Below are 24,267 nucleotides of genomic sequence, written 5' to 3' on the forward strand. Positions count from 1 at the left end.
TCTCAAAGATAAGAAACAAAAAACACCTTTTTAAAATTTAAAAAGGTGTTTTTTACTTTTTGTATAATTGTTTATTACTTAAAAAAAGAGTCTACGAATTCTACTTTATTAAACACTTGTAAATCATCAATACCTTCTCCTACACCTATGTATTTAACAGGAATTTGAAATTGGTCTGAAATACCAATAACCACCCCTCCTTTTGCTGTACCATCTAGCTTGGTAACTGCAAGCGAAGTAACCTCTGTTGCTTTGGTAAATTGTTTGGCTTGTTCAAAAGCATTTTGACCTGTAGAACCGTCTAAAACCAATAAAACATCATGTGGTGCTTCTGCTACTACTTTTTGCATAACACGTTTAATTTTGGTCAACTCGTTCATTAAGTTTACTTTATTATGCAAACGACCTGCTGTGTCTATAATAACCACATCTGCATTTTGGTTTACTGCAGATGTTAAGGTATCAAACGCAACCGAAGCAGGGTCTGACCCCATTTCTTGACGAATGATAGGTACTTCTGTTCTGTCTGCCCAAACTTGCAACTGATCTATGGCTGCTGCCCTAAAAGTATCTGCAGCACCTAATACCACTTTTAAACCTTGTTTTTTAAACTGAGCTGCTAGCTTACCTATAGTGGTCGTTTTACCTACTCCGTTTACACCAACTACCATTAGTACATATGGCTTTTTATGCTCTGGTATGGTAAATTCGGTTTCATTACCTACATTTGTTTTAGAGAGTAAACCTGCAATCTCTTCTCTTAGAATTTTATTTAATTCGTCTGTACCAACATATTTATCTTTTGCTACTCGTTCTTCTATTCTTTCAATAATTTTTAGGGTTGTAGCTACCCCAACATCTGAGGCTACTAAAACTTCTTCTAAATTATCTAAAACATCCTCATCTACTTTAGATTTACCTGCAACAGCTTTTGTTAATTTACCAAAAAAACTTTCTTTAGATTTTTCTAATCCTTTATCTAAAGTTTCTTTTTTCTCCTTTGAAAATATTTTTTTGAAAAAACTCATTTTTTATATTTATAGTCTTGTATGAAATACTCTAAAAAGTATGCCATAGGTTTGGTTAGGTCAGATTGTCATTAAAATTGCTCGCGTTAGGGATTGAGGCTTTGTTGGAGCTCTTTTTTGGGCAAAATGGAATTTTGCACAAAAAAAGCGACTGCCGAAAGCGCGACCTAAAAGGGAACGCCCAAAAATACGGAATTGTTGCACATAAAAAAAGCTACTCTCAAAAAGAAAGTAGCTTTAATATATTGTATAGTAAGGTTTTACTTTTTTGCTAAAAAGTCGTTAACCTGTGAAGGATCCATAATTGCTTCTACAAACATGTAAGCTCCTGTTTTTGGAGATTTTACCATTTTTATAGCTTTACTTAATCTTTTTGATCCTGTTTGTAACGATGCTACTGATTTCTTTGCCATTGTCTAAATGTTTTAATCTATGTGCTCTGTTCTGAGTTCTAGATAGTTTAATTATTTAATTTCTTTGTGAACAGTCATTTTCTTTAAGATAGGATTAAATTTCTTAATCTCTAATCTGTCTGGAGTGTTCTTCTTGTTCTTAGTTGTAATGTATCTTGATGTACCTGCTTGACCTGAAGCCTTGTGCTCTGTACACTCTAAAATTACTTGAACTCTATTACCTTTTTTTGCCATCTCTGTATAATTTTATAAGCTTGAGCTATTATTTTGTTAAAAATCCTTTAGCTCTTGCTTCTTTTATAACTGCAGAAATTCCTTTCTTGTTAATATTTTTTAAAGCAGATGCAGATACTTTTAAAGTAATCCATTTATCTTCTTCTGGAATGTAAAAACGCTTTGTCATTAAATTAGCGTCAAACTTTCTTTTTGTTCTATTTAAAGCGTGAGAAACGTTGTTCCCAACCATTGCTTTTTTTCCTGTTAATTCACAAACTCTAGACATCTTCTTGACAGTATTTATAGTGTTATCTCTAAACGAGGTGCAAATCTACAAATAATTCTAATTCTGAACAAAAGTATTTTAAAAATTTTTATAGTATTTCTCTTTGTAAAATTTCTAATGATTTGCTTACTGTTCTGTGAATTACTTTTTCTCTTGGTTGTCCAAAATTAAAGGCTTCTACAATCTCTTTTGTATGTGATACCAAGGCTATATATACTGTACCTAAACTTTTATCATTACTATCTGATGTAGGACCTGCATTTCCAGTTACAGCAATGGCATAATCTGTTTTTAGTTTTTTTTGTGCTCCTTTTGCCATTTCTAGTGCAACTTCTGCGCTAACTGTGCTGTGTTTTGCTATAGTATTTAAAGACACGTTGAGCATTTCTTTTTTTGCTTCTGCTGAATAGGCAACAAAGCTTCCTTTAAAATAGGCAGAAGAACCTGCTATAGAAACTAAAGTGGCTGCTATTTTACCCCCAGTTAGGCTTTCTGCTGTACAAATTGTTTTGTGTTTCTTTTGCAACAAGACTCCTACTCTTTTTTCTAGAGAGCTATCATCGTCTAAACCTGTTATAATTTCTGGAATTAGTTGGTATACTGCATCAATTTTTTGTTGCAACTCTTGTTCTAAAGCCTCTTTATTATCGCCTTTGGCGGATAAACGCAAACGAACTTTACCAAAAGAGGGTAAATAGGCTAATTTAATGTGTGGTGGTAAATTGTCTTCAAATGCCTCAATTCTTTCCGCAATAGTGCTTTCTCCTTGTCCGTAAGTCATTATTGTTTTATGAATAATAAAAGGTAGTTTAAATTGCTGCTGAATTCTTGGTAAAACTTGATTCGTAATTAACCCTTTCATTTCATAAGGAACTCCTGGAAGTGATACAAAGACAGTTTCATTTTCATAAAACCACATTCCTGGTGCGGTACCAAAATGATTCATTAATAATGTTGCTTTAGAAGGTAATTCTGCTTGATATTTTTGAATTTCTTTAAAAGGATGATTCATCTTTTTGAACAATCCTTTTATATGTGCAATTACTTCTGGATATTGAATGAATTTATCGTCATTAAAAAATTGGGCTATTGTTTTTTTGGTGATATCATCTTTTGTTGGACCTAAACCACCTGTTACAATAACAATATCTACCCTTTCTTGAGCTTCTTGTAATGCGTTTAAAATATGTTGTTTGTCATCTTGAATAGAGGTAATTTGATAAACAGAAACCCCTATTTTGTTTAATTGTTGACCAATAAATTGAGAGTTGGTGTCTACAATTTGACCGATTAAAATCTCATCTCCAATCGTTATAATTTCTGCTTTCATTGTTTTCCTATTTCGTCTACTTCTTTATGTTTTATTTTCTTTTTCTTTTTCCACATAAAATTTAATATTTGAAATGATAAAAACACAAAGATTAAACCCGTTATAAATGACATGAATTTAATATTAGTGTAGTTTCCATTATCAACATCTACTAATAAAAAAAAGTTGTAAAGTATTAGAGATATAAAGTAACTTATTACGAAAGTAATTACACCTGATATACCGAATAACCATTTATTTTTCTCGTAATTTTCAGCAAGTCTGTAAAAATAAAAACCAATATAAAATATAAAAATATATAAAAGATACTCCAACTTACTTGCCTATTTCATTAATATCTAAAGATGCTGTATTTTTTTTCTTTATTCTTTTTCTTATTAGTGTAAAAACTATGTAAGAAACAATAATACTTACTAAAATTGAAAAACTTTTATGTTCTGAGTAACTTTGTGTTATTGTAAAATTATTAAAGTAACCGTATACAAATAAATATCCTACTCTTATTCCAAAACAAAGTAAGAATCCAAAAATGAAATATTGAATCTCATTTTTTTGATACCTTTTTGCCAAATACACAAAACAAACACCTATAAAAACTGAGGTTACAATTTGAATTAGAAAACTAAGCAAAATTATTTTACTTTAACCTGAAAAGCTTCTCTGCCTTCTATGAGACCTTTTAATACATTATTTTCGGAAACTTTACCTACTCCTGCTGGTGTACCTGTAAAAATAAGATCGCCTTTTTTTAATGTAAAATATTGAGATACATATGCAATCAACTCATCAATCTTCCACAGCATCGCATTGGTGTTTCCGTCTTGAACAAGTTCATCATTTTTAAATAATTGAAATTTTAGATTCTCTAAATCGAATTGTTCTTTAGCATAAAACTCTCCCACTACCGCACTTCCGTCAAACGCTTTTGCTTTTTCCCAGGGCAATCCTTTTTCTTTACATTTTTGCTGCACATCTCTTGCTGTAAAATCGATTCCTAAACCAATTTCATCGTAATATTTATGTGCAAATTTAGTATCGATATGCTTCCCTACTTTATTAATTTTTACCAAAATCTCAACTTCGTAATGAACATCGTCTGAAAAAGGAGGAATAAAAAATGGATTTTTTTTGGGTAAAATTGCCGAGTCTGGTTTTAAAAATACCACAGGGTGCTCAGGTCTTTCATTCGCTAATTCTTCTATATGTTTTGCGTAATTGCGCCCAATACAGATTATTTTCATATTTAATTACTAATTTTAAATTACGAATTACGAAAATTATATTCCAGATTTTAATTCGTAATTATTCATTCGTAATTCTTTTTATTCTCCTGCTTCCGGAAAAACAATTGCTCTATTTCCTGATACAATAATTTGATTATTTAAATGGCATTTAACTGCGGTTGCCAAAACTAATTTTTCAATATCAGCACCAATTCTTTTAAGGGTTTGCGTGGTACTTTCATGCGTTACTGGTTTTACATCTTGCTCTATAATTGGACCTTCATCTAAATCTTCAGTTGCGTAATGTGCTGTTGCTCCAATTAATTTTACACCTCTTTCATACGCTCTTTTATATGGATTTGCTCCTTGAAATGCTGGTAAAAACGAATGATGTATATTTATTATTTTATCTTTAAAATGATGTATAAACTCTGAAGATAAAATTTGCATATATCTTGCCATCACCACCAAATCAACCTCATTAGCCTCTAAAAGTTTTTTAACCTGTGCTTCTTGATCTTTTTTGGTGTCTTTTGTAACTGGTAAATGATAATAAGGCACGTTAAACATGTCTGCAACGTATCTTAATTTATCATGGTTACTAATTACCATTTTTACATTACAATTTAGCCTTCCTTCTTTATAACGCTCTAACAAATCATATAAATTATGACTGGTATGAGACACCATTATTGCCACATTTTGTTGTTTATCTCCGTAGTTAACAGACCACTTAAATTGCAACGGTTCAGCTAAAGCTAAAAAGCTTTTTTCTAATTGTTTCTTGGAAATATTTGTTCCGTCTGCATTTAGTCGAATACGCATAAAATAAGTATTCTCTACTGAATTTACATATTGCTGACAACTTAAAATATTAAACCCTTCTTTATAAAAGAAATTAGTAATTTTAGCTACCAATCCTTTCTGATCTGGACATTTTATTAAAAAAGTTACTACTTGTGATTTCATTTTATTTAGTTGATGGTTGATGGTTGATGGTATATAGTTGTTGGAATCATATTTTAACTAAAACCCCGTATTTAAAAACCAATACCGTTAACTTTATGGTATCCATTTTTTTGGAAAATTTGGCTTTCTTTTTTCCAAAAAAGCGTCTCTCCCCTCTTTTGCTTCATCCGTCATATATGCCAAACGAGTTGCCTCTCCTGCAAAAACTTGTTGACCAACCATACCATCATCTGTTAAATTCATAGCAAATTTTAACATTTTTATAGAAGTTGGACTTTTGGCTAAAATTTCTTGAGCCCATTCATAAGCTGTATCCTCTAATTCTGCATGCGGAATTACAGCATTTACCATACCCATTTCATAAGCCTCTTGCGCGGAATAATTTCTTCCTAAAAAGAAGATTTCTCTTGCTTTTTTCTGCCCTACCATTTTTGCCAAATACGCAGAACCGTAACCACCATCAAAAGAGGTTACATCTGCATCTGTTTGCTTAAAAATAGCGTGTTCCTTGCTAGCAAGCGTTAAATCGCAAACCACGTGTAAACTATGACCGCCACCAACTGCCCAACCAGGAACGACTGCAATTACCGCCTTGGGCATAAAACGGATTAAACGTTGTACTTCTAAAATATTTAGTCTATGATAACCATCATCTCCTACATAACCTTGATGACCTCTTGCTTTTTGATCTCCTCCAGAACAAAAAGAATATACGCCATCTTTGGTGCTTGGGCCTTCTGCAGAAAGTAGAACTACCCCTATGTCTACATCTTCATTTGCATCATAGAAAGCATCGTATAATTCTGATGTAGTTTTAGGTCTAAATGCATTTCTTACATTAGGTCTATTAAATGCAATTCTAGCAACACCATTACTTTTCTTATACGTAATATCTTCGTATTCTTTAACGGTTTTCCATTCAGGTTGTATCATAATTTTGTATTTTGGACGTTCTTTTAAAAGAACCTAAAAATTTATTACAAAAATAAAGAATCAAATTTATGATAAAGAAATCGTTCGTACTAATATTTGCCTTTTTTTACTTTTGCGGATTTTCTCAAAAAATTATTACTAAAAAATTAGAATCTGACATCCTAGAAACTACTAGAAATCTTAAAATTTATTTGCCTCAAGGATATGAAAAAGATAGTACTAAAAATTATCCGTTAGCAGTAGTTTTTGATGCTGAATATTTATTTGACACTTACGTAGGCAACTCTGTGTTATTTGCAAACAAAGACAAAGCACCCAAGCAAATTGTAGTAGGTATTTCTATGAAAGATTCTAGAAAAAAGGATACCTATTTTAATATTAATAATGGTAGCTTAACCACAGACAACACTTCTTTTTATCAATTTATAAGAGATGAAGTTATTTTTTATATGGAAAGTACATACAGAACTTCTCCGTTTATTTCTTTAATTGGCGAGGGTACTTCTGCAAACTTAATTACTCATTATTTAAAAGAATCTCAACCATTTATCAATTCTTACATCTGTATTAACCCTACTTTTTCTGATTTTGTGGGGCAGCAATTTCAAACCTATAATTTTGGTAAATTTCTAAGAGAGGATAATACTTTTTATCTCTACATTAACAATTCGACTTCTTTTTCATCAAAAAAACAAACTAAAATTGGTGAATTACAAAAAGGGCTTTCTTCCTTAAAAATGAAAAATTTTAACGTGATTAATGATACTATAAGAACAGTAAGTAGCATTTCTGCAATGAGTGAAGCTATACCTAGAGCCATGACCAAAATTTTTGAGATTTACTCAGCAATTTCTAAAGAAGAGTTTGAAAAAAACGTAAAAGACCTCTCTCCTGTTGATGCTATTGCTTATTTAGAAAATAAATATCTAGAAATAGAATTTCTTTTTGGTAGTAATTTAGGTATTAGAGAACAAGATATTTATGCGATTGAAAAAATAGTAATTGAAAAAGAAAATGGAGACCAGTTGCGTGAATTTGGTAAAATGATACTAAAGTTATTTCCTTCTTCTCCTCTGGGAGATTATTATATTGGCCGTTATTATGAAAGTGGAAAAATGTACAAAAAAGCATTAAAGTATTACAAAATAGGGTACGGAAAAATGGATCCTTCAGACAAAAATGCTGATGCTTTTTATGAAAATATTTTACGTTTAGGAGGTCAGTAATTTTAGTGATAAATGATCTATTATTTTACCAATTCTATTCTGTCTTCTTTTAAAACAATCAATTTTTGACGATATAAATTACCTACTGCTTTTTTAAAAGCTTTTTTACTCATTTTTAAATGAAACTTTATAGATTCTGGAGAACTCTTATCTGTTAACAACAAGAAGCCCTCTCTACTATCTCTAAGTTTATTTAGTATTTTATCTACATCTATATCAATTACATTTCTAAAACCTTGTGGTCTTAAGGCAACGTCTATTTTACCGTCTTCTCTAATATTTTTAATGTAACCATCAACTTCCATATCAATTTCTAAATCTTCAAAAACTTCGTTTCTATACAACAAACCTTCAAATTCTTCATCTATTGAAACCACATAGCCTAAAGCGGTTTCGGTTTCAATAATCAACGCTACTTTATCTCCTATCTGTAAATCCATCAATATATATATTTAAAGTACTTTTTTAAAATTTGGTCATTCTCAGAACTTGGGGTAAAAATCTCTAAAATTTTAGGCTGTTCTGATTCTTGATAAAATGTTTGTAATTCTTGTTGTACGGTTTCTGTAGAGTATGCTTTTTGGTACTTAAAGCCATACATTTTACTCAAATGTTCTGCTGTTAGACAATGAGGAGTTTCAAAATATTTTGAAGCGTTTGTAGTTGCTGGTCCTGGAATGATTTTAAAAATTCCACCTCCTGAATTGTTAATCAAAATAATTCTAAAACTTTTAGGAATATTTGTGTTCCATAACGCATTAGAATCGTAAAAGAAACTCAAATCTCCAGTAATACAAATAGTCCTATTTTTATACACCACTGCTGCTCCTATAGCAGTTGATGTACTACCATCTATTCCGCTGGTACCTCTATTACAAAATACTTCTAATGTACTATTTATAGTAAACAGTTGCGCATACCTAATTACTGCACTATTACTAATTTGTAACTGACTATGGTTAGGAACGCTTTCTAAAACCTGTTCAAAAACTTTAAAATCAGAGTGTGTTATTTGTGCTAAATATTTAGCATGTTTTACTCTTCGCTCATCTCTTATAGCCAACCATTTGGGCTGGTATGAACTTTTTAATCTAGTTATTTTAGTATTAAAATTGGTAAAAAAATCGATTGGATTGGTTTGAATGAATTCTGACAAACAAAAAAACGTATTGGTTGCTTTTCGTTCATCAACATTCCAATGATGTTTTGGGGCATAATTTCTTAAAAACTTTTTTACTCTTTTAGAAACTATCATTCCCCCAAAGGTGATTAAAACATCTGGTTGCAAAGCTTTAAAATCATCTTCATTCAAAGAAAAAATCAATTGATCTATAGAATTGATAGCTTTCTTATGATGCAAATTTGAAGTAGTTTCTGTAAAAATAAGTACAGAATCATCTTCAGCATATAAATCTATTAATCTGTGTAATTGTTCATTAGGATAATTTACCCCAACCAATATCATCTTTTTATCGGATGCGCTCCAAATAGAAGCCAAATTATCATAGTCTATATTAGAATTGTCTAAAAAACTAGTAGAAATCTTAGGAAAATGATAACTTTTTAACTCTGATACTGTATCGTACAAAGGCTCGTCAAAAGGCACGTTTATATGTACAGGTCCTTTTTGTGAGGTTGCTGTTTGCAGTGCTTCACCTATTAATTGAGAATTTCTAGCAGTAAATTTAGTATTCTCTATTAGGTTTGCTGAACATAGGATATGATTGTTAAATACGTTTTCTTGACGAATGGTTTGTCCGTCACCTATATCTATCAAATGCTTTGGTCTGTCTGCAGAAATAACAACCAAAGGAATATTACTATAAAAAGCCTCTGCTACTGCAGGATAATAATTTAGTAATGCAGATCCAGAAGTACATAAAACCGTCACAGGCTTTTGTTTCTGTTGGGCAATACCCAAAGCAAAAAAAGCAGCACAACGCTCATCTACAACACTATATGTTTCAATGTTAGAATGATTAGAAAAACCTACTGTTAAAGGGGCATTTCTAGATCCAGGAGAGATGACAACAGTATCTATATCAAATTCATGACACGCAGAAATAACTAATTGTGCAAGTTCTTTTTTTGGAAACATTCTTATAGGTTAGAAAGTAACAAAGTTACAAACCAAAAAAGGTTTTATTTATAAAAAAATCAGAAAGTAGTGTGAATTCTCTACTTTCTGATTTTGATATAGTTAACTAAATTTGATTAATTTCCTTTTTTATAATCTTCTAAAAACTTAGCCAAACCACTATCTGTTAAAGGGTGTTTTAACAAACCTTCAATAGCGCTTAAAGGTCCAGTCATAACATCAGAACCTAATTTTGCACAATTTACAACATGCATAGTATTACGCACTGAAGCTGCCAAAATTTGAGTTTCAAAACTATAATTATCGTATACCGTTCTAATTTCGTCTATTAAGTTTAAACCATCTGTAGAAATATCATCTAAACGTCCTAAAAAAGGAGATACATAAGTTGCTCCTGCTTTTGCAGCCAATAATGCTTGCCCTACAGAAAACACCAAAGTAACGTTTGTTTTAATTCCTTTAGAAGAGAAATATTTACACGCTTTTACTCCGTCTTTTATCATTGGTAATTTTACCACAATTTGAGGGTTTAAAGCAGCCAATGCTTCACCTTCTTTAACCATTCCATCAAAATCTGTAGAAATTACTTCTGCAGAAACATCGCCATCTACCAACTCACAGATAGCTTTATAGTGGTTAATAATATTTTCTTGTCCTGTAATACCCTCTTTAGCCATTAAAGACGGGTTTGTAGTTACTCCGTCTAATACTCCTAAGGCTTGTGCTTCTTTGATTTGCTCTAAATTAGCTGTATCAATAAAAAATTTCATATGTATTTAAATTGTGTTGATTCCTTTTTTTTTGGGCGTTCGAGCGGGCTTTACATTGCAATCTTTTTTAATTTGTTTTCGATACAAATTTGCCTAAAAGCAAATTTACTCAAACAAAAATTAAAAAAGGATTTCCACTTCAATCCCTAACGCAAAGATAGTTACTCAAAAAGAAAGTTTAGACAATAAAGAAAACTATTTTTAGATCAATTATAAATAAAATTACATCTTATAATGATTCATTAATAGTTTTTCGTAAACCCTATCTGGCAAAACTCTTTTTAGTACTATTGAAAATTTTTGCATAAAATCTCCAACTTTGTAATGAATTTTTGGTTTTGTTACATTTATAATACTATAGACTGCCTTCGCCATCTCATCTGGGTGCATTCCAGAATCTACATGCGCATCCATTACATCTAAATTTAATTGATAATTTTCTTTATAAGCAGAATTTTCAAAAACAGGTGTGTGATATCTACCAGCTGCAATATTAGTTGCAAAATCTCCAGGTGCAATAGCAACAACCTGAATTCCAAATTTTTTAACTTCCATACTTGTAGCCTCAGTAACCAACTCTAAAGCTCCTTTAGATGCAGAATACAATCCCCTATAAGGCAACCCCATATAAGCTGCAATAGAGGTTACATTTATAATAAAACCTGATTTTTGTTTACGCATTTGTGGTAAAACCATTTTCATGACATCTATAGCTCCAAAAAAATTGGTATTAAAAACAGCCTTCATTTCAACTGTCGGAGTATCTTCTACAGGACCTGTTATTCCCATACCAGCGTTGTTTACTAAAACATCTAATTTACCTTCTTTTGCTATAATAAAATCAATGGCTTTTTCTATAGTAGCAATCTCTAAGACATTTAATGCAATTAGTTCAAAAGGGTAATTTTCTATATTTTTAGGGCTTCTACTGGTACCATATACTTTATATCCTTTTTGAACTAAAAAAACGGCTATAGATTTTCCTATTCCAGATGATGCACCTGTAATCAAAACAACTTTAGACATACAAATAATTATGATTTAACAATTATAAACTACGAATTAACAAAAAATAAATGACAAGGAAAGTTTGGGGTACAAAAAATGGCAAGCTATCTACATCACACTGCTACAACCTAATACCCTTGCTGTGTTCCCACCCTGGGGGATTCAAAGGGAGCTAGTTGTGTAGGACTTGCCGCTGCAAATTTACAATCTATTTTTATTTAAACAATTAAAAAATTATAATTTTTATGTAACATTTCTATAACATTCAGTACTAATAGTTTGCAAAACGATTTATTGACATCTTAATAAATCAAAATGAAATGATATATTTGTATAACTAACTAATCTAAAAAACAATGGAAAATCAAGCAAACAGTAAAGGTATAATCTTAAATCACGGTTTATATTATGGTTTAGCGTCTGTATTAACAAGTGTAATACTTTATGCACTGGGTAAACATTTAGAACAAGGCTTAGTAAGCAGCTTAATTGGCATAGGTATTATGATACTTTTTATTGTGTTAGCAATGAAAAAATTTAAAACCAATAACAACGGTTTTATGTCTTGGGGTCAAGGGGTTAAAGTAGGCTTAGGTACCATTATGGTTGGTGTTTTAATTGCTATTATTTATCAACAAATTTTTATCAATTTTATAGAACCAGATTTTATGAACCAATTGATGGAAGTGCAACAACAACAATTAACAGATGCTGGTTTGACTGAAGAACAAATTGAAGCACAAATGGAAATGGGTAAAAACTTTCAAGGACCAGGAATGATGGCCGCTTTTGCTCTTTTAGGTGCTGCCTTTTTAGGTTTTGTATTTTCTGCAATTACTGCTGCAATCATGAAAAAGTCTGAAGAAGAAGCATATTAACAAACTGTTTTTAAGTTTAAAATTTTTAAATTTGACTTTTAACAGAATCTACTTAATTTAATATATGGATATTTCGGTAGTAATACCACTTTTGAACGAAGAAGAATCTTTACAAGAATTATACGATTGGATTGCAAAAATTATGCAATCCAATCGTTATTTATATGAAATTATTTTTATTGATGATGGTAGCACAGATAATTCTTGGAACGTAATCAAAGAATTATCTAAAAAACATACAGAAATTAAAGGAATCCGGTTTCAAAAAAACTACGGTAAATCTCAGGCTTTAGATGCTGGTTTTGAGTTAGCAAAAGGTAATGTTGTTATTACTATGGATGCTGACTTACAGGACAATCCAGAAGAAATTCCAGCATTATACAATCTAATTACTAAAGATAATTTTGATTTAATATCTGGCTGGAAAAAAAAGCGATACGACAACATAATCACTAAAAATATACCCTCAAAATTATTTAATGCAGCTGCCAGAAAAACTTCTGGTTTAAAATTACATGATTTTAATTGCGGTCTTAAAGCTTATAAAAACGAAGTTGTAAAAGCCGTAAAAGTAAGCGGAGAAATGCACAGGTACATTCCTGTTCTTGCTAAAAATGAAGGATTTAGTAATATTGGCGAAAAGGTTGTACAACATCAAGCTAGAAAATATGGAGAAACTAAGTTTGGAATAGACCGTTTTGTAAATGGTTTTTTAGATTTAATTACCATCTCTTTTTTATCTAAATTTGGTAAAAGACCCATGCATTTTTTTGGCCTTTGGGGTAGTTTCATGTTTTTGTTTGGAACATCTTTAGCCTTTTATATTGGTGCATACAAACTCTATAAAGTATACTATGGTATTAAAACAATTTTAGTGACGGATAACCCATGGTTTTACATAGCACTTACCTCTATGATATTAGGAACGCTTCTATTTCTTGCAGGTTTTATTGGAGAACTCATCATAAAAACAAAAAATGATGAAAAACACTATAATATAAAAGAAAAACTAAATATCTAAACTTGTATATTTGTACCAGTTTATACAATCAAATTTAAACCAATGAACGAAATTCTTGAAAAAGCAAAGCAGTGGTTAACTCCCACTTTTGATGCAGAAACCCAAAATGAAATTGAAACTTTACTACAAAATAATCCTGAAGATTTAGCCGATAGATTTTATAAAGATATGGAGTTTGGTACAGGAGGTATGAGAGGTACAATGGGTGCTGGAACCAATAGAATTAATAAATATACCTTAGGTAGAGCCACTCAAGGGTTATCTAATTATTTGATAGAAAATGTACATAAAGAACAACTAAAAGTTGTTATTGCTTACGATTGTAGACATAACAGTAAAAAATTTGCAAAAGTTGTTGCAGATGTTTTATCGGCAAATAACATAAAAGTATTTTTATTTGAAGATTTAAGACCAACACCAGAGTTGTCATTTGCAGTAAGACATTTGGGGTGTGATGCTGGTATTGTTTTAACAGCTTCTCACAATCCGCCAGAATATAATGGCTATAAAGTATATTGGGCAGATGGTGGTCAAATTGTACCGCCACATGATGGTGGAATTATTGCAAAGGTAAATGCACTAGATTTTTCTGAAATTAATTTTGATGCTCAAGAAGACTTGATTCAAATTATTGGCACAGATGTAGATAAAGTGTTTATTAAAAACGCTGTAAAAAACGGGTCTTTGTCTCCAAATGTAGCTAGAGAAAATCTAAAAATTGTTTTCACTTCTTTACATGGTACTTCTATTATGTCTGTTCCTGATGCATTGTTAGAAGCGGGTTATACAGATGTGCATATTGTTGAAGAACAAAAAGCACCTGATGGTGATTTTCCTACAGTAAAATCGCCCAATCCAGAAGAACCAGAAGCTTTAGAAATGGCAACCGATTTGGCTAATAAAATAGGTGCTGATATTGTGATTGGTACAGACCCAGATTGTGATAGATTAGGTGTTGCTGTTAGAGATTTAGACGGAAATATGAAGTTGATGAACGGAAACCAAACTATGGTTGTGATGACTGAATTTCTACTTAAAAAATGGAAAGAAGAAGGCAAAATTAATGGAAAGCAATTTGTGGGTTCTACAATTGTTTCTACAGAATTGGTAAATGATGTTGCAGCAAACTACGGTGTAGAAACCAAAGTTGGTTTAACAGGTTTCAAGTGGATTGCTAAAATGGTAAAAGATTTTCCTGAGCTTAATTTTATTGGTGGTGGAGAAGAAAGTTTTGGATACATGGTTGGCGATTTTGTAAGAGATAAAGATGCAGTTACCGCAACACTTTTGGCCTGTGAAGTTGCCGCGTATGCGAAACAACAAGGCAGTTCTTTTTACAAGGAGTTACTAGCTATTTATACTAGAGATCGTTTTTACAAAGAACATTTAATTTCTATTACTAAAAAAGGGATGGATGGTGCTGCAGAAATTAAACAGATGTTGAGTGACATGCGCAACAACCCATTAACAGAAATTGATGGCGAAAAGATAGAATCACTTTCAGATTATCAAGCATCTACTAGAAAAAATATAATCACTGGAGAAGTTACTGAAATAGATTTGCCTAAATCTAATGTTTTGATATATCAAACAAAATCAGGTACAAGAATTGCAGCAAGACCAAGTGGTACTGAGCCAAAAATAAAATTCTATTTTAGTGTAAATACCTCATTAGATGCTATAGAAAATGCTGAAAATGTTGAAGCAGAATTAGATGCTAAAATTCAAAGAATTATAACAGAGATGAAATTGAATTAATGAATCATTTTAGAGACATTCTAAAATACGAGAAGAAATACAGAAAGTTTACACTGTTAAACATTCTCTTTAATATTCTCTATGCTATTTTTAATGTATTATCTGTTTTAGCTTTTATACCGGTTTTAAATATTCTGTTTGAAGTTGAAAAAAAAGTTGTAAAAAAACCAAATTATCAAGGTTTTTTAAATCTTGCAGACTACCTAAAAGACAACTTTTACTACTATATTGCTCAGAAAATAGAAACTCAAGGAGTTATAGACACGCTTTTATTTGTTTGTTTGTTAGCCTTGTCTTTATTTTTTCTAAAAAACTTTTTCAGGTATTTGGCTTCTTATGCCATTGCATTTTTAAGAACAGGTATTGTAAAAGATATTAGAGATGAATTGTATGATAAAATCATAGAACTACCAATAGCCTATTTTACAGAAAAGAAAAAAGGTGATATTATAGCACGTATGAGTGCCGATGTACAAGAGGTAGAAAACTCTATACTAACTTCTATTCAAGTAATTATAAGAGAACCTCTTACAGTTACCATCTCTATAGCCATCATGCTATTTATGAGTGTAAAATTAACACTCTTTGTCTTTATTTTACTTCCTGTATCAGGGTTTATCATTTCATCTATCAGTAAAAAACTAAAAGCAAATTCGCAAAAAGCTCAAAAAGAAACGGGTACATTTTTATCTTTTATAGAAGAAACGTTAGGAGGTCTTAGAGTTATAAAAGGCTTTAATTCTGAAAAAATTATTAAAGACAAATTCAACAATTCTACCAATACTTTTAAAAAGTTGATGACTAGCGTTTTTCATCGTCAAAAATTAGCTTCACCTATGAGTGAGTTTTTGGGGTCTGCTACTATAATTGCTATTCTTTGGTATGGTGGAACAGAGGTTTTGTCTAACACCAGCTCTTTGCAACCTGATGAATTCATGGGTTATATTGTATTATTTTATACGGTACTAAACCCTATCAAATTAATTACAACTTCGTATTATAATGTTCAAAAAGGAGAAGCATCTGCAGAAAGAATAATGCAAATACTAAATACAGAAAACAGTATTAAAGAGATTCCTAACGCAGCTGTAAAAAAAGGTTTTCTGCAAGAAATTACTTTTAAAAACATTTCATTTAAATATAAAAAAGAGTACGTTTTAAAGGACTTTTCTTTAACCATTAACAAAGGAGAAACTGTTGCCCTAGTTGGTCAATCTGGAAGTGGAAAATCTACCTTAGCTAATCTTGTTACTCGATTTTACGATGTAAATAAAGGTGAAATTTTAATTGATGGCGAAAACATTAAAAATATAACCAAAAAATCATTGAGAGACCTAATGGGTATTGTTACTCAAGATTCAATATTATTTAATGACACGATAGAAAACAATATAAAACTAAGCAAACCTAACGCATCTGAAAAAGAAGTTTTTGAGGCCTCTGAAATTGCAAATGCAAATGAATTTATACAACAACTACCAGAACAATTTAAAACCAACATTGGAGATAGTGGAAACACGCTTTCTGGAGGTCAGAAACAGCGTTTATCTATAGCGAGAGCAGTGTTGAAAAATCCACCTATTATGATTTTAGATGAAGCTACTTCTGCGCTTGATACAGAGTCTGAACAGTTGGTGCAAATTGCACTAGAAAAAATGATGCAAAACAGAACTTCTTTGGTTATTGCACATAGATTATCTACTATTCAAAAAGCAGATAAGATAGTAGTTATGAAGAAAGGAAAAATTGTAGAACAAGGAAAACACGACGAACTTTTAAAACAAAAAGGAGAGTATTTTAAGTTGGTAAATATGCAGAGTTTAAGCTAATGCTAATCCCAGTTCTTGTCCTTTCTTTAGCATAAAATTATAGGAAGCCTCGTGTTCATTAGGAATTTTTCCATCTAAAATTGCATTTTTTATAGCTTCCTTTATTTGCCCTATTTCACGGCATGGTTTTAAATTAAACGCTTTCATAATCTCTTCTCCAGTAACTGGTGGTTGAAAATTACGAACTCGATCTCGTTCTTCTACTTCTTTTATCTTTTTTCTAACTAACTCAAAATTTTTGTGGTAACGCTTAAATTTCTTCGGGTTTTTAGTCGTAATATCTGCCTCACACAACGTCATTAATTCGTTAATATCATCGCCTGCATCAAACACCAAACGTCTAATAGCAGCATCTGTTACTTCAGATGCCAACACTATTGGCCTAGAACTTAACAATACCATTTTCTGAACAAACTTCATCTTATTGTTCAACGGCATCTTTAATCGCTTAAAAAGTGTAAACACCATTTTAGAGCCTACAAATTCATGAGCATGAAACGTCCATCCAATTTTTTTATGAAACTTTTTTGTAGGAGCCTTACCAATATCGTGCAACAAAGCTGCCCATCGTAACCATAAATTCTGTGTGTTTTCTGCAATATTATCTACCACTTCTAAAGTATGGTAAAAATTATCTTTGTGTTTTTGCCCTTCTATCTCTTCAACACCTTTTAGGGCAGTCAATTCTGGTAAAATTTGTTTTAAAAGATACGTTTCTTCTAACAATAAGAACCCAACAGAAGGTTTTGTAGCAGCAATAATTTTATTAAGCTCATCTACAATACGTTCTCTTGTTATGATTTTTAAACGAGAAGAGTTTTTAGCAATTGCACTTAAAGATGTTTCTTCAATAGTAAAATTTAATTGTGTTGCAAAACGAATGGCACGCATCATTCGTAAAGGATCATCAGAATATGTAATATCTGGATCTAAAGGAGTTTTGATGATTTTATGATCTAAGTCTTTAATACCGTTAAACGGATCTAACAACTCTCCAAAATTAGCCTCGTTTAAACTTAACGCTAAAGCATTTATGGTAAAATCTCTTCTATTTTGGTCATCTTGTAAGGTTCCAGAAGTTACTTCTGGATTTCTACTTTCTTCAGAATACGATTCTTTTCTAGCTCCTACAAACTCAATTTCAATATCTTTATAACGCAACATTGCTGTTCCGTAAGTTTTAAAAACCTGTACTTTGGGTTTGTTTGGTAGTAATTCAGAAACTTTTAATGCCAATTCTATACCGCTGCCAACAGCAACAACATCAATATCTTTTACGGTGCCTCTTTTTAAAAAAAAATCACGTACAAACCCACCAATAACATAGCTGTCTATTGCCAATAATTTAGCAGCTTTAGAAATTACCTTAAATATAGGATTAGTTAGTGCTTCTTGATGATTTTGCATTGATGATTTACGAATAGTTAGTTGCAATAATTGTAAAACTTTTAAATACAGTTTGTTTTTAATGAGGGCAAATTTACTATTTAAAAAATGCCTTTCAAAATAGTAATCTCTATTTCTAAAAAGGAATATTTAAAGTGATTCTTTAAAATTGGTATTTAGTTTTTTATCAATCCACACTAAAATTCGTTCCATATACGGTTTGGAAAGGATTTCAAAATCTTGTATACACATAAATATGTTGGATGAAAACATACGATCTACAAATAACTTCAATCCTATTTTTTTTGACTTATACCCCTCTATATACAGTAATTTATATTCTTTTTTTAATACACAAGTCTTGTTCTTAATTTCTATATGATTTGCTAAACCCTGAGATGCGTATTGATTGATATTTCTAAATTTATACTTTATATTCTGTATTAAAATAGATTTGTTGTTTGCGTAATACTTTTCAAAAGTAGATTTTCTAAGGGGTTTTGGCGTATGATGAAAGCTAAAATGTTTTGGAAAACCTACTAATTTAGCTGCTTTTTCTTTCGATTTTTTATGAGTAGCCTTGGTTGATACTTTAGAAAACCATCTCTTATAAAAAAGATTTTCATTAAAATGCAACCACTTTCCTCTTAGCATTGGAGTTCCATTTACAAAGAAATCAGATGGTTTTGTCTCTCGTATTAAAAAAAAATCATCATTAAAATACACAAAATGTTCCGCTAAATTTGGTATTCTATACAACATTGTTTCTATGGATCTAGAATTGAATGTTGGTAAAAAATCTTCAAAACCTTTAAAAATAATACGGTGATCTATTTGCTTTAAACAAACTCCTTTTTGTTGCGCTTTGACTTTTAAAACATCAAAATTTTTAGGGTACTGTTCATCCGTAACAACATAAATATTTTTAATATATGTGGCAAATTTTAAAATAGAAGTAATACAAATTTCTATTTCATTGACAGAACTATAACTTGTAGTTGCTTCTTTATCTGTCCAATCAATTTTTTTTTCTAAATATTGGTTTATTTTTTGTTGCCATTGTTTATCATAACCATCTACCCAACTAATAACTGCATCTATTTTTAATTGATTATTTGCTTTCATATAAGTTATTCTATTTGCTAACGCAACTTTGTACTAGAAAAAAGTAAAATTTTGTAGTTATTTTTTGCCATAATTTACAGATCGTTTACTTAACCAAGTTCCATTTTGTAATGCAGAAATGTAATAATTAGCTATATTTAATAAAAGTAAAATTTGCAATCTTGCTTTTGGTATAAAACACAAAGGCAAACTTACTATTGCGATAATTAATTTTGAAAATACGTTATAAAACAATACAATAGATTGTAGAAAAAAACGATAAAATCTAGAAAAATTATTATGCAAATAAACGTGCTTGGATATTAATACTTCCGTTTTCGTAATTGCAGTGGTTTTAATATTAATTCTAGAAGATACTCCATGCTTGTGTATGATAAAACAGTTTTTTAAGAGTACTACCTCCCCTCCTAAATTTCGTATATTTTTAGACAACTCTATATCTTCATAATACATCCAATAATCTTCATTCCAACCGTTAACTTTAGAAAACCATGAACTAGACATAAATACAACTGCACCAGAAACCCACTCTGGGTAAAGAAAATTTTCTGTTTCTTTCGTGTTTCTTTCTAAAGCATTATTATTAACAACTCTAAAAAAACCAAAAATTGTACTTAATCTAGGAAAGTACCTTTTTATTTTCTCAAAAGTACCATCCATTTTCTTTTGTTTGCAAGAAACGATACCGCAATTATCATGATGCTTGAGATAAGCATACATTTTAGAAACGGCTTCTTTAGTTGCTATAGTATCTGGGTTTAAAAATAAGTAGTATGCTCCTTTCGCTTTTTTTGCTCCTATGTTACAACCGCTTGCAAAACCACTATTTTTAGGGTTTTTGATATAAATAGCATTTGGAAATTCTTTTAAAACACTTAAATATTCAGAATCTTGTGCATAATTATCAACTATAATTATTTCAATATTTAGATCTTTGCAAATTGATTGTTGAATAGAGTTTAATAGATCACGTAGTGTATCCCAACTTTTGTAAGTTACTGTAATAATTGAGATATCTATGTCGCGTTCTTTAGAGCCCATTTTTAGCTCTTTTGTTTAAATGCCATAGTTTTATATACCTTACCAAAACGCCATATGCTTGTGTATTGGCTACTAAAAAACCTACAAAACCATCTAAAAACCCTAATCTTATTATATAATGAATAAAGAATCTTGCTAGCGGTTTTACAGTTACATGAAATATATTTACGCTTTGTCCTTTTTCGTGCAATTGTTGTGCTTTTAAAGCTCCGTAATGATTCATTTTAGCAATATAATGATCAAAACTTCTATAAGAGAAGTGGTCTATTTTGTTTTTAAAAAAACCTAGTTTTCCTTTTGCTGCTATGGTTTCGTGTACAGGATTTCCATTATACCTACAAAACTCTTTTAAGAATAATCGAATTACTTTATCTCTTTGAAAACCGCAATAGTTTACTTTTTCATCAGCAAAATAAAATGTTCTTCTTACATAAAAACCAACAAAACCTTGTGGATTGTTAACAGCTTCTAAAATTTCTTTTTCTACTGCTGGTGTAACACGCTCATCTGCATCTAAAATATAAATCCAAGAGTGTTTAGCCTGATCTATGGCAAAGTTTTTTTGAGAAGAAAAATCATCAAACTTTCGTTTGATGATTTTTACATTCATTTTTTCAGCAATTGCTATCGTTTTATCTGTACTATAAGAATCTATAACAATAATTTCATCTGCGAAACGTACAGATTTAATGGCATCTTCAATATGAATTTCTTCATTTAAAGTGGGGATTATTGCTGTTATTTTTGTCATATACTATTTCTTAAACAGCTACATCGTATTCACGTAATGCGTCGTTAAGAGATGTTTTTTTATTGGTACTTTCTTTTCTTTTTCCAATAATTAATGCACAAGGTACGTTATACTCTCCTGCTGCAAATTTCTTAGTATAGCTCCCTGGAATCACCACTGATCTTGCTGGTACAATACCTTTCATTTCTACGGGTTCATCTCCTGTTACATCAATAATTTTTGTACTCATCGTTAGCACAACATTAGCACCTAATACGGCTTCTTTTTCTACTCTAACGCCTTCTACCACAATACACCTAGAGCCAATGAAAGCTCCGTCTTCAATAATTACTGGTGCTGCTTGTAAAGGCTCTAAAACACCACCTATACCTACTCCTCCAGAAAGGTGTACATTTTTACCTATTTGAGCACAAGACCCTACTGTAGCCCATGTGTCTACCATAGTTCCTTCATCTACATAAGCACCAATATTAACGTAACTTGGCATTAAAATAGTTCCTGCAGAAATATAAGCTCCGTGTCTTGCTACCGCATTAGGTACTACTCTAATTCCTCTTGCTTCAAAATTCCTTTTTAATGGAATCTTATCATGATATTCAAAAATACCAGCTTCTAGTGTTTCCATTTTTTGAATAGGGAAATACAAAACAACTGCTTTTTTGACCCACTCGTTTACTTGCCAACCTCCTTCTATTGGTTCTGCTACTCTCAACTCTCCTTTATCTAACAAATCTACTACCTTTCTAATGGTAGTAATTGTATTTTCATCTTTTAACAGCTCTCTATTTTCCCAAGCTGACTCAATGATTTCTCTAATTTCTTTCATTGTTATGTATTAATTTCTGTAAATATAAATGTACCTATATAATTTAAAATAAATATTTGTTTTTTAAACAGATATGTATTGTTTGTTTATTCTGTTTTTTAGTTTTTGAGCATTTTTTGTAAAGCAAAACGCATTCTGTCTTCGTCTGAATTTAATTTTCGTCTCCCTTTTAAACCTTCTATATACAAATTGGGTAAATGATGAATACGATTGTCTTCAAATTCTGAAATACAAATTACTTTCTTCATTCCTCCAAAATCATACACATCTGTATTTACCTTACATTTTAAACTATATCTAAAAGGTTCTACAATTGGTTTTTTAAACTTTTTACGAATAGAATTTGCGAAATTATTATATAAATAAAAGGGTTTATAACGTATTAATTTTTCGAAATTAATAGTATTACCCACCTTTTCTAGTTGCTTTTTTGTGAGTATAAACGTAGCTTGATGGGTATTAGAAAAATATGCAAACTTTTTGCCATTGTGTATTTCTACAGAATCGTAATCCCAATCAAAATGGCTATGATACCCAACATAATAAAAATCTCCTCCGTCATTTTCATATTGAATTAAACCTGGTATTCTATTTTCTGGTAAAAAACTACTGTACTCAATGTGCTTATCTACATGTTTCTCTAAAAACAAATGATCATTTTCTCCGTAAATAAATACGTCGTATTCATCTTTACGTTTCCAAATCTCTTTTCTACACGTTAGCGGCAGTAATTGATAGTTGTTTAAAACAACTACATTAACGATATCTACACCTTCTATTTCTAAAGGAATATTTGACTGCACAATTACGGTTACTTCGTATTTTTTAAAACGTTTTAAGGCAGCAACAACTTGCTCTAAATAAGATAATTGCTCATCTCCATAATTTACTAAAACAGCTAATAATTTCATTAAAAATAAAAATGCTTAATGTTTTTTTAGACAAACAAAGTTATTATAAAAACTTGATGTCGCAAATTAAAACTTAAATAAAGCATTTCTAATTTTTAATACTAACTTTGCTACCAAATTAAATTGATTTGGGTAGAATTTTAGCCTTAGATTTTGGCACCAAAAGAACGGGAATTGCTGTTACTGATGAGCTGCAAATTATTGCATCTGGTTTAACAACCATTGCTACAGAAGACGTTATTTTATTTTTAAAACAATATGTAACTAAAGAAAATGTAGTTCTTTTTGTTGTAGGCAAACCAAAACAAATGAATAATACAGATAGTCAAAGTGAAGCTTTTATTATCCCATTTTTAGAAAAACTATCTAAAGCATTACCAAACATCCCTATACAAAGAGTAGACGAACGTTTTACCTCTAAAATGGCTGTACAGACCATGATTGATAGTGGGATGAAAAGAAAACAGAGACGAAACAAAGGGCTAATAGATGAGATAAGTGCCACCATAATTCTGCAATCGTATCTGTATAGCCAATAAACTTTGAGCGTAAATTCATAATTTAAAATTTGGCATTAGCACTTTTGAAGTTGTACTTTTGCAACGCAAAAAAACAAAATAATGATACTACCTGTTGTTGCTTATGGAGATCCTGTACTACGCAAAGTTGCTGTAGATATAGACAAAGATTACCCTAAATTAAATGAACTTATAACCAACATGAAAGAGACCATGTACAATGCATCTGGTGTTGGTTTGGCAGCTCCTCAAATCGGTAAATCTATACGCTTATTTCTTATTGATGCTTCTCCTTTTGCAGAAGATGAAGACTTATCTGAAAAAGACAGAACAGCTTTAAAAGATTTTAACAAAGTATTTATAAATGCTAAAATTTTAGAAGAAGAAGGAGATGAATGGGCTTTTAATGAAGGCTGTCTAAGTATTCCTGATGTGCGTGAAGATGTTTTTAGAAAGCCTAAAGTTACTATTGAATATCAAGATGAAGATTTTAACACACATACAGAAGTTTTAGAAGGATTAGCTGCGCGTGTTTTTCAGCACGAATATGATCATATTGAAGGTGTTTTGTTTACAGACAAACTCTCTTCTCTTAAAAAAAGATTGATTAAGAAAAAATTAGAAAATATTTCTAAAGGAAAAATAAATTCTGATTATAGAATGCGTTTTCCAAATGCAAAAAAAGGTAAATAACTACTCGACTGCGATCGAAGTGACATCAAA

25 protein-coding genes and 1 other RNA gene are annotated in these 24,267 nt (G+C 30.9%); 7 read left to right on the forward strand and 19 right to left on the reverse strand.

Annotated elements, in window-relative coordinates; genetic code table 11:
* Nucleotides 1–74 precede the first annotated feature (74 nt).
* The 8 genes from ftsY to DUT90_RS04295 all read right to left on the reverse strand — a co-directional run bounded on the left by ftsY (nt 75) and on the right by DUT90_RS04295 (nt 6,398).
* Nucleotides 75–1,028 (reverse strand): signal recognition particle-docking protein FtsY, encoded by a 954-nt coding sequence (ftsY, locus tag DUT90_RS04250; protein ID WP_114425717.1) that lies wholly within the window; start codon nt 1,026–1,028, stop codon nt 75–77.
* A gap of 260 nt (nt 1,029–1,288) precedes the next feature.
* Nucleotides 1,289–1,441 (reverse strand): DUF4295 domain-containing protein, encoded by a 153-nt coding sequence (locus DUT90_RS04255; protein ID WP_114425719.1) that lies wholly within the window; start codon nt 1,439–1,441, stop codon nt 1,289–1,291.
* A 51-nt stretch (nt 1,442–1,492) separates the two neighbouring features.
* Nucleotides 1,493–1,675: a 50S ribosomal protein L33 gene (gene rpmG / locus DUT90_RS04260; protein WP_015480565.1), complete on the reverse strand. Its 183-nt coding sequence runs from the start codon at nt 1,673–1,675 to the stop codon at nt 1,493–1,495.
* Between the two features lie 28 nt (nt 1,676–1,703).
* Complete coding sequence (rpmB, locus tag DUT90_RS04265) at nt 1,704–1,943, reverse strand: 50S ribosomal protein L28 (RefSeq protein WP_114425721.1); 240 nt, start codon at nt 1,941–1,943, stop codon at nt 1,704–1,706.
* 88 nt (nt 1,944–2,031) lie between these two features.
* A complete protein-coding gene (locus tag DUT90_RS04270; RefSeq protein WP_114425723.1) occupies nt 2,032–3,273 on the reverse strand; it encodes a competence/damage-inducible protein A in 1,242 nt (413 codons plus the stop codon).
* 632 nt (nt 3,274–3,905) lie between these two features.
* Entirely contained in the window at nt 3,906–4,514 is a 609-nt protein-coding gene (locus DUT90_RS04285; RefSeq protein ID WP_114425729.1) for a fumarylacetoacetate hydrolase family protein, read from the reverse strand.
* A gap of 81 nt (nt 4,515–4,595) precedes the next feature.
* Nucleotides 4,596–5,465 (reverse strand): formyltetrahydrofolate deformylase, encoded by an 870-nt coding sequence (purU, locus tag DUT90_RS04290; protein WP_114425731.1) that lies wholly within the window; start codon nt 5,463–5,465, stop codon nt 4,596–4,598.
* 93 nt (nt 5,466–5,558) lie between these two features.
* Nucleotides 5,559–6,398: a 1,4-dihydroxy-2-naphthoyl-CoA synthase gene (locus DUT90_RS04295; protein ID WP_114425733.1), complete on the reverse strand. Its 840-nt coding sequence runs from the start codon at nt 6,396–6,398 to the stop codon at nt 5,559–5,561.
* A 68-nt stretch (nt 6,399–6,466) separates the two neighbouring features.
* On the opposite strand from DUT90_RS04295, the gene DUT90_RS04300 reads away from it, so the two are divergent.
* Nucleotides 6,467–7,624 (forward strand): alpha/beta hydrolase-fold protein, encoded by a 1,158-nt coding sequence (locus tag DUT90_RS04300; RefSeq protein WP_114425735.1) that lies wholly within the window; start codon nt 6,467–6,469, stop codon nt 7,622–7,624.
* A 20-nt stretch (nt 7,625–7,644) separates the two neighbouring features.
* Here the strand turns inward: DUT90_RS04300 and DUT90_RS04305 are convergent, their stop codons facing one another.
* From DUT90_RS04305 to ffs, 5 genes are all read right to left on the reverse strand, one after another.
* Entirely contained in the window at nt 7,645–8,064 is a 420-nt protein-coding gene (locus tag DUT90_RS04305; RefSeq protein WP_114425737.1) for a DNA-binding protein, read from the reverse strand.
* Nucleotides 8,064–9,722 (reverse strand): 2-succinyl-5-enolpyruvyl-6-hydroxy-3-cyclohexene-1-carboxylic-acid synthase, encoded by a 1,659-nt coding sequence (gene menD, locus DUT90_RS04310; RefSeq protein ID WP_114425738.1) that lies wholly within the window; start codon nt 9,720–9,722, stop codon nt 8,064–8,066. Before menD ends, DUT90_RS04305 begins: the two co-directional genes overlap by 1 nt.
* Before the next feature lie 116 nt (nt 9,723–9,838).
* Nucleotides 9,839–10,492, reverse strand: a complete 654-nt coding sequence (gene fsa, locus DUT90_RS04315) for a fructose-6-phosphate aldolase (RefSeq protein ID WP_114425740.1) — start codon at nt 10,490–10,492, stop codon at nt 9,839–9,841.
* Nucleotides 10,493–10,714: 222 nt separating this feature from the next.
* Entirely contained in the window at nt 10,715–11,518 is an 804-nt protein-coding gene (locus tag DUT90_RS04320) for an SDR family oxidoreductase (protein ID WP_114425741.1), read from the reverse strand.
* A gap of 76 nt (nt 11,519–11,594) precedes the next feature.
* An RNA gene (gene ffs / locus DUT90_RS04325) (signal recognition particle sRNA small type) lies at nt 11,595–11,693 on the reverse strand.
* A 163-nt stretch (nt 11,694–11,856) separates the two neighbouring features.
* Here ffs and DUT90_RS04330 point away from each other — a divergent pair.
* The 4 genes from DUT90_RS04330 (at nt 11,857) to DUT90_RS04345 (ending at nt 16,986) form a co-directional block, all read left to right on the forward strand.
* A complete protein-coding gene (locus DUT90_RS04330; RefSeq protein ID WP_114425743.1) occupies nt 11,857–12,378 on the forward strand; it encodes a DUF4199 domain-containing protein in 522 nt (173 codons plus the stop codon).
* A gap of 64 nt (nt 12,379–12,442) precedes the next feature.
* Nucleotides 12,443–13,399, forward strand: coding sequence for a glycosyltransferase family 2 protein (locus DUT90_RS04335; protein ID WP_114425745.1), 957 nt, complete (start codon nt 12,443–12,445; stop codon nt 13,397–13,399).
* Nucleotides 13,400–13,441: 42 nt separating this feature from the next.
* The gene (locus DUT90_RS04340; RefSeq protein WP_114425747.1) at nt 13,442–15,157 is read left to right on the forward strand and encodes a phospho-sugar mutase; all 1,716 of its coding nucleotides are present in this window, start codon (nt 13,442–13,444) and stop codon (nt 15,155–15,157) included.
* The gene (locus DUT90_RS04345) at nt 15,157–16,986 is read left to right on the forward strand and encodes an ABC transporter ATP-binding protein (RefSeq protein ID WP_114425749.1); all 1,830 of its coding nucleotides are present in this window, start codon (nt 15,157–15,159) and stop codon (nt 16,984–16,986) included. The genes DUT90_RS04340 and DUT90_RS04345 overlap by 1 nt, the downstream gene beginning before the upstream one ends.
* On the opposite strand, the gene DUT90_RS04350 is transcribed toward DUT90_RS04345, so the two are convergent.
* The 6 genes from DUT90_RS04350 to DUT90_RS04375 form a co-directional block, all read right to left on the reverse strand.
* The gene (locus DUT90_RS04350; protein WP_114425751.1) at nt 16,978–18,393 is read right to left on the reverse strand and encodes a CCA tRNA nucleotidyltransferase; all 1,416 of its coding nucleotides are present in this window, start codon (nt 18,391–18,393) and stop codon (nt 16,978–16,980) included. The two genes, DUT90_RS04345 and DUT90_RS04350, sit on opposite strands and share 9 nt — an antisense overlap.
* A gap of 129 nt (nt 18,394–18,522) precedes the next feature.
* The gene (locus DUT90_RS04355) at nt 18,523–19,497 is read right to left on the reverse strand and encodes a Stealth CR1 domain-containing protein (protein ID WP_114425753.1); all 975 of its coding nucleotides are present in this window, start codon (nt 19,495–19,497) and stop codon (nt 18,523–18,525) included.
* 57 nt (nt 19,498–19,554) lie between these two features.
* The gene (locus DUT90_RS04360) at nt 19,555–20,538 is read right to left on the reverse strand and encodes a glycosyltransferase family 2 protein (RefSeq protein WP_114425754.1); all 984 of its coding nucleotides are present in this window, start codon (nt 20,536–20,538) and stop codon (nt 19,555–19,557) included.
* Nucleotides 20,528–21,289: a glycosyltransferase family 2 protein gene (locus tag DUT90_RS04365; RefSeq protein WP_114425756.1), complete on the reverse strand. Its 762-nt coding sequence runs from the start codon at nt 21,287–21,289 to the stop codon at nt 20,528–20,530. The genes DUT90_RS04360 and DUT90_RS04365 overlap by 11 nt, the downstream gene beginning before the upstream one ends.
* A gap of 10 nt (nt 21,290–21,299) precedes the next feature.
* The gene (locus DUT90_RS04370; protein ID WP_114425758.1) at nt 21,300–22,115 is read right to left on the reverse strand and encodes a 2,3,4,5-tetrahydropyridine-2,6-dicarboxylate N-succinyltransferase; all 816 of its coding nucleotides are present in this window, start codon (nt 22,113–22,115) and stop codon (nt 21,300–21,302) included.
* Between the two features lie 98 nt (nt 22,116–22,213).
* Complete coding sequence (locus DUT90_RS04375) at nt 22,214–23,026, reverse strand: hypothetical protein (RefSeq protein ID WP_114425759.1); 813 nt, start codon at nt 23,024–23,026, stop codon at nt 22,214–22,216.
* A 128-nt stretch (nt 23,027–23,154) separates the two neighbouring features.
* On the opposite strand from DUT90_RS04375, the gene ruvX reads away from it, so the two are divergent.
* The gene (gene ruvX, locus DUT90_RS04380; RefSeq protein ID WP_114425761.1) at nt 23,155–23,565 is read left to right on the forward strand and encodes a Holliday junction resolvase RuvX; all 411 of its coding nucleotides are present in this window, start codon (nt 23,155–23,157) and stop codon (nt 23,563–23,565) included.
* 81 nt (nt 23,566–23,646) lie between these two features.
* Nucleotides 23,647–24,237 carry a peptide deformylase gene (gene def, locus DUT90_RS04385; RefSeq protein ID WP_114425763.1) on the forward strand — a complete coding sequence of 197 codons (591 nt, stop codon included), beginning with the start codon at nt 23,647–23,649 and terminating at the stop codon, nt 24,235–24,237.
* The last annotated feature ends 30 nt before the right edge of the window (nt 24,238–24,267 follow it).

Origin of the sequence: Polaribacter sp. WD7 (assembly GCF_003335085.1) — a bacterium.
Lineage (GTDB): Bacteria > Bacteroidota > Bacteroidia > Flavobacteriales > Flavobacteriaceae > Polaribacter.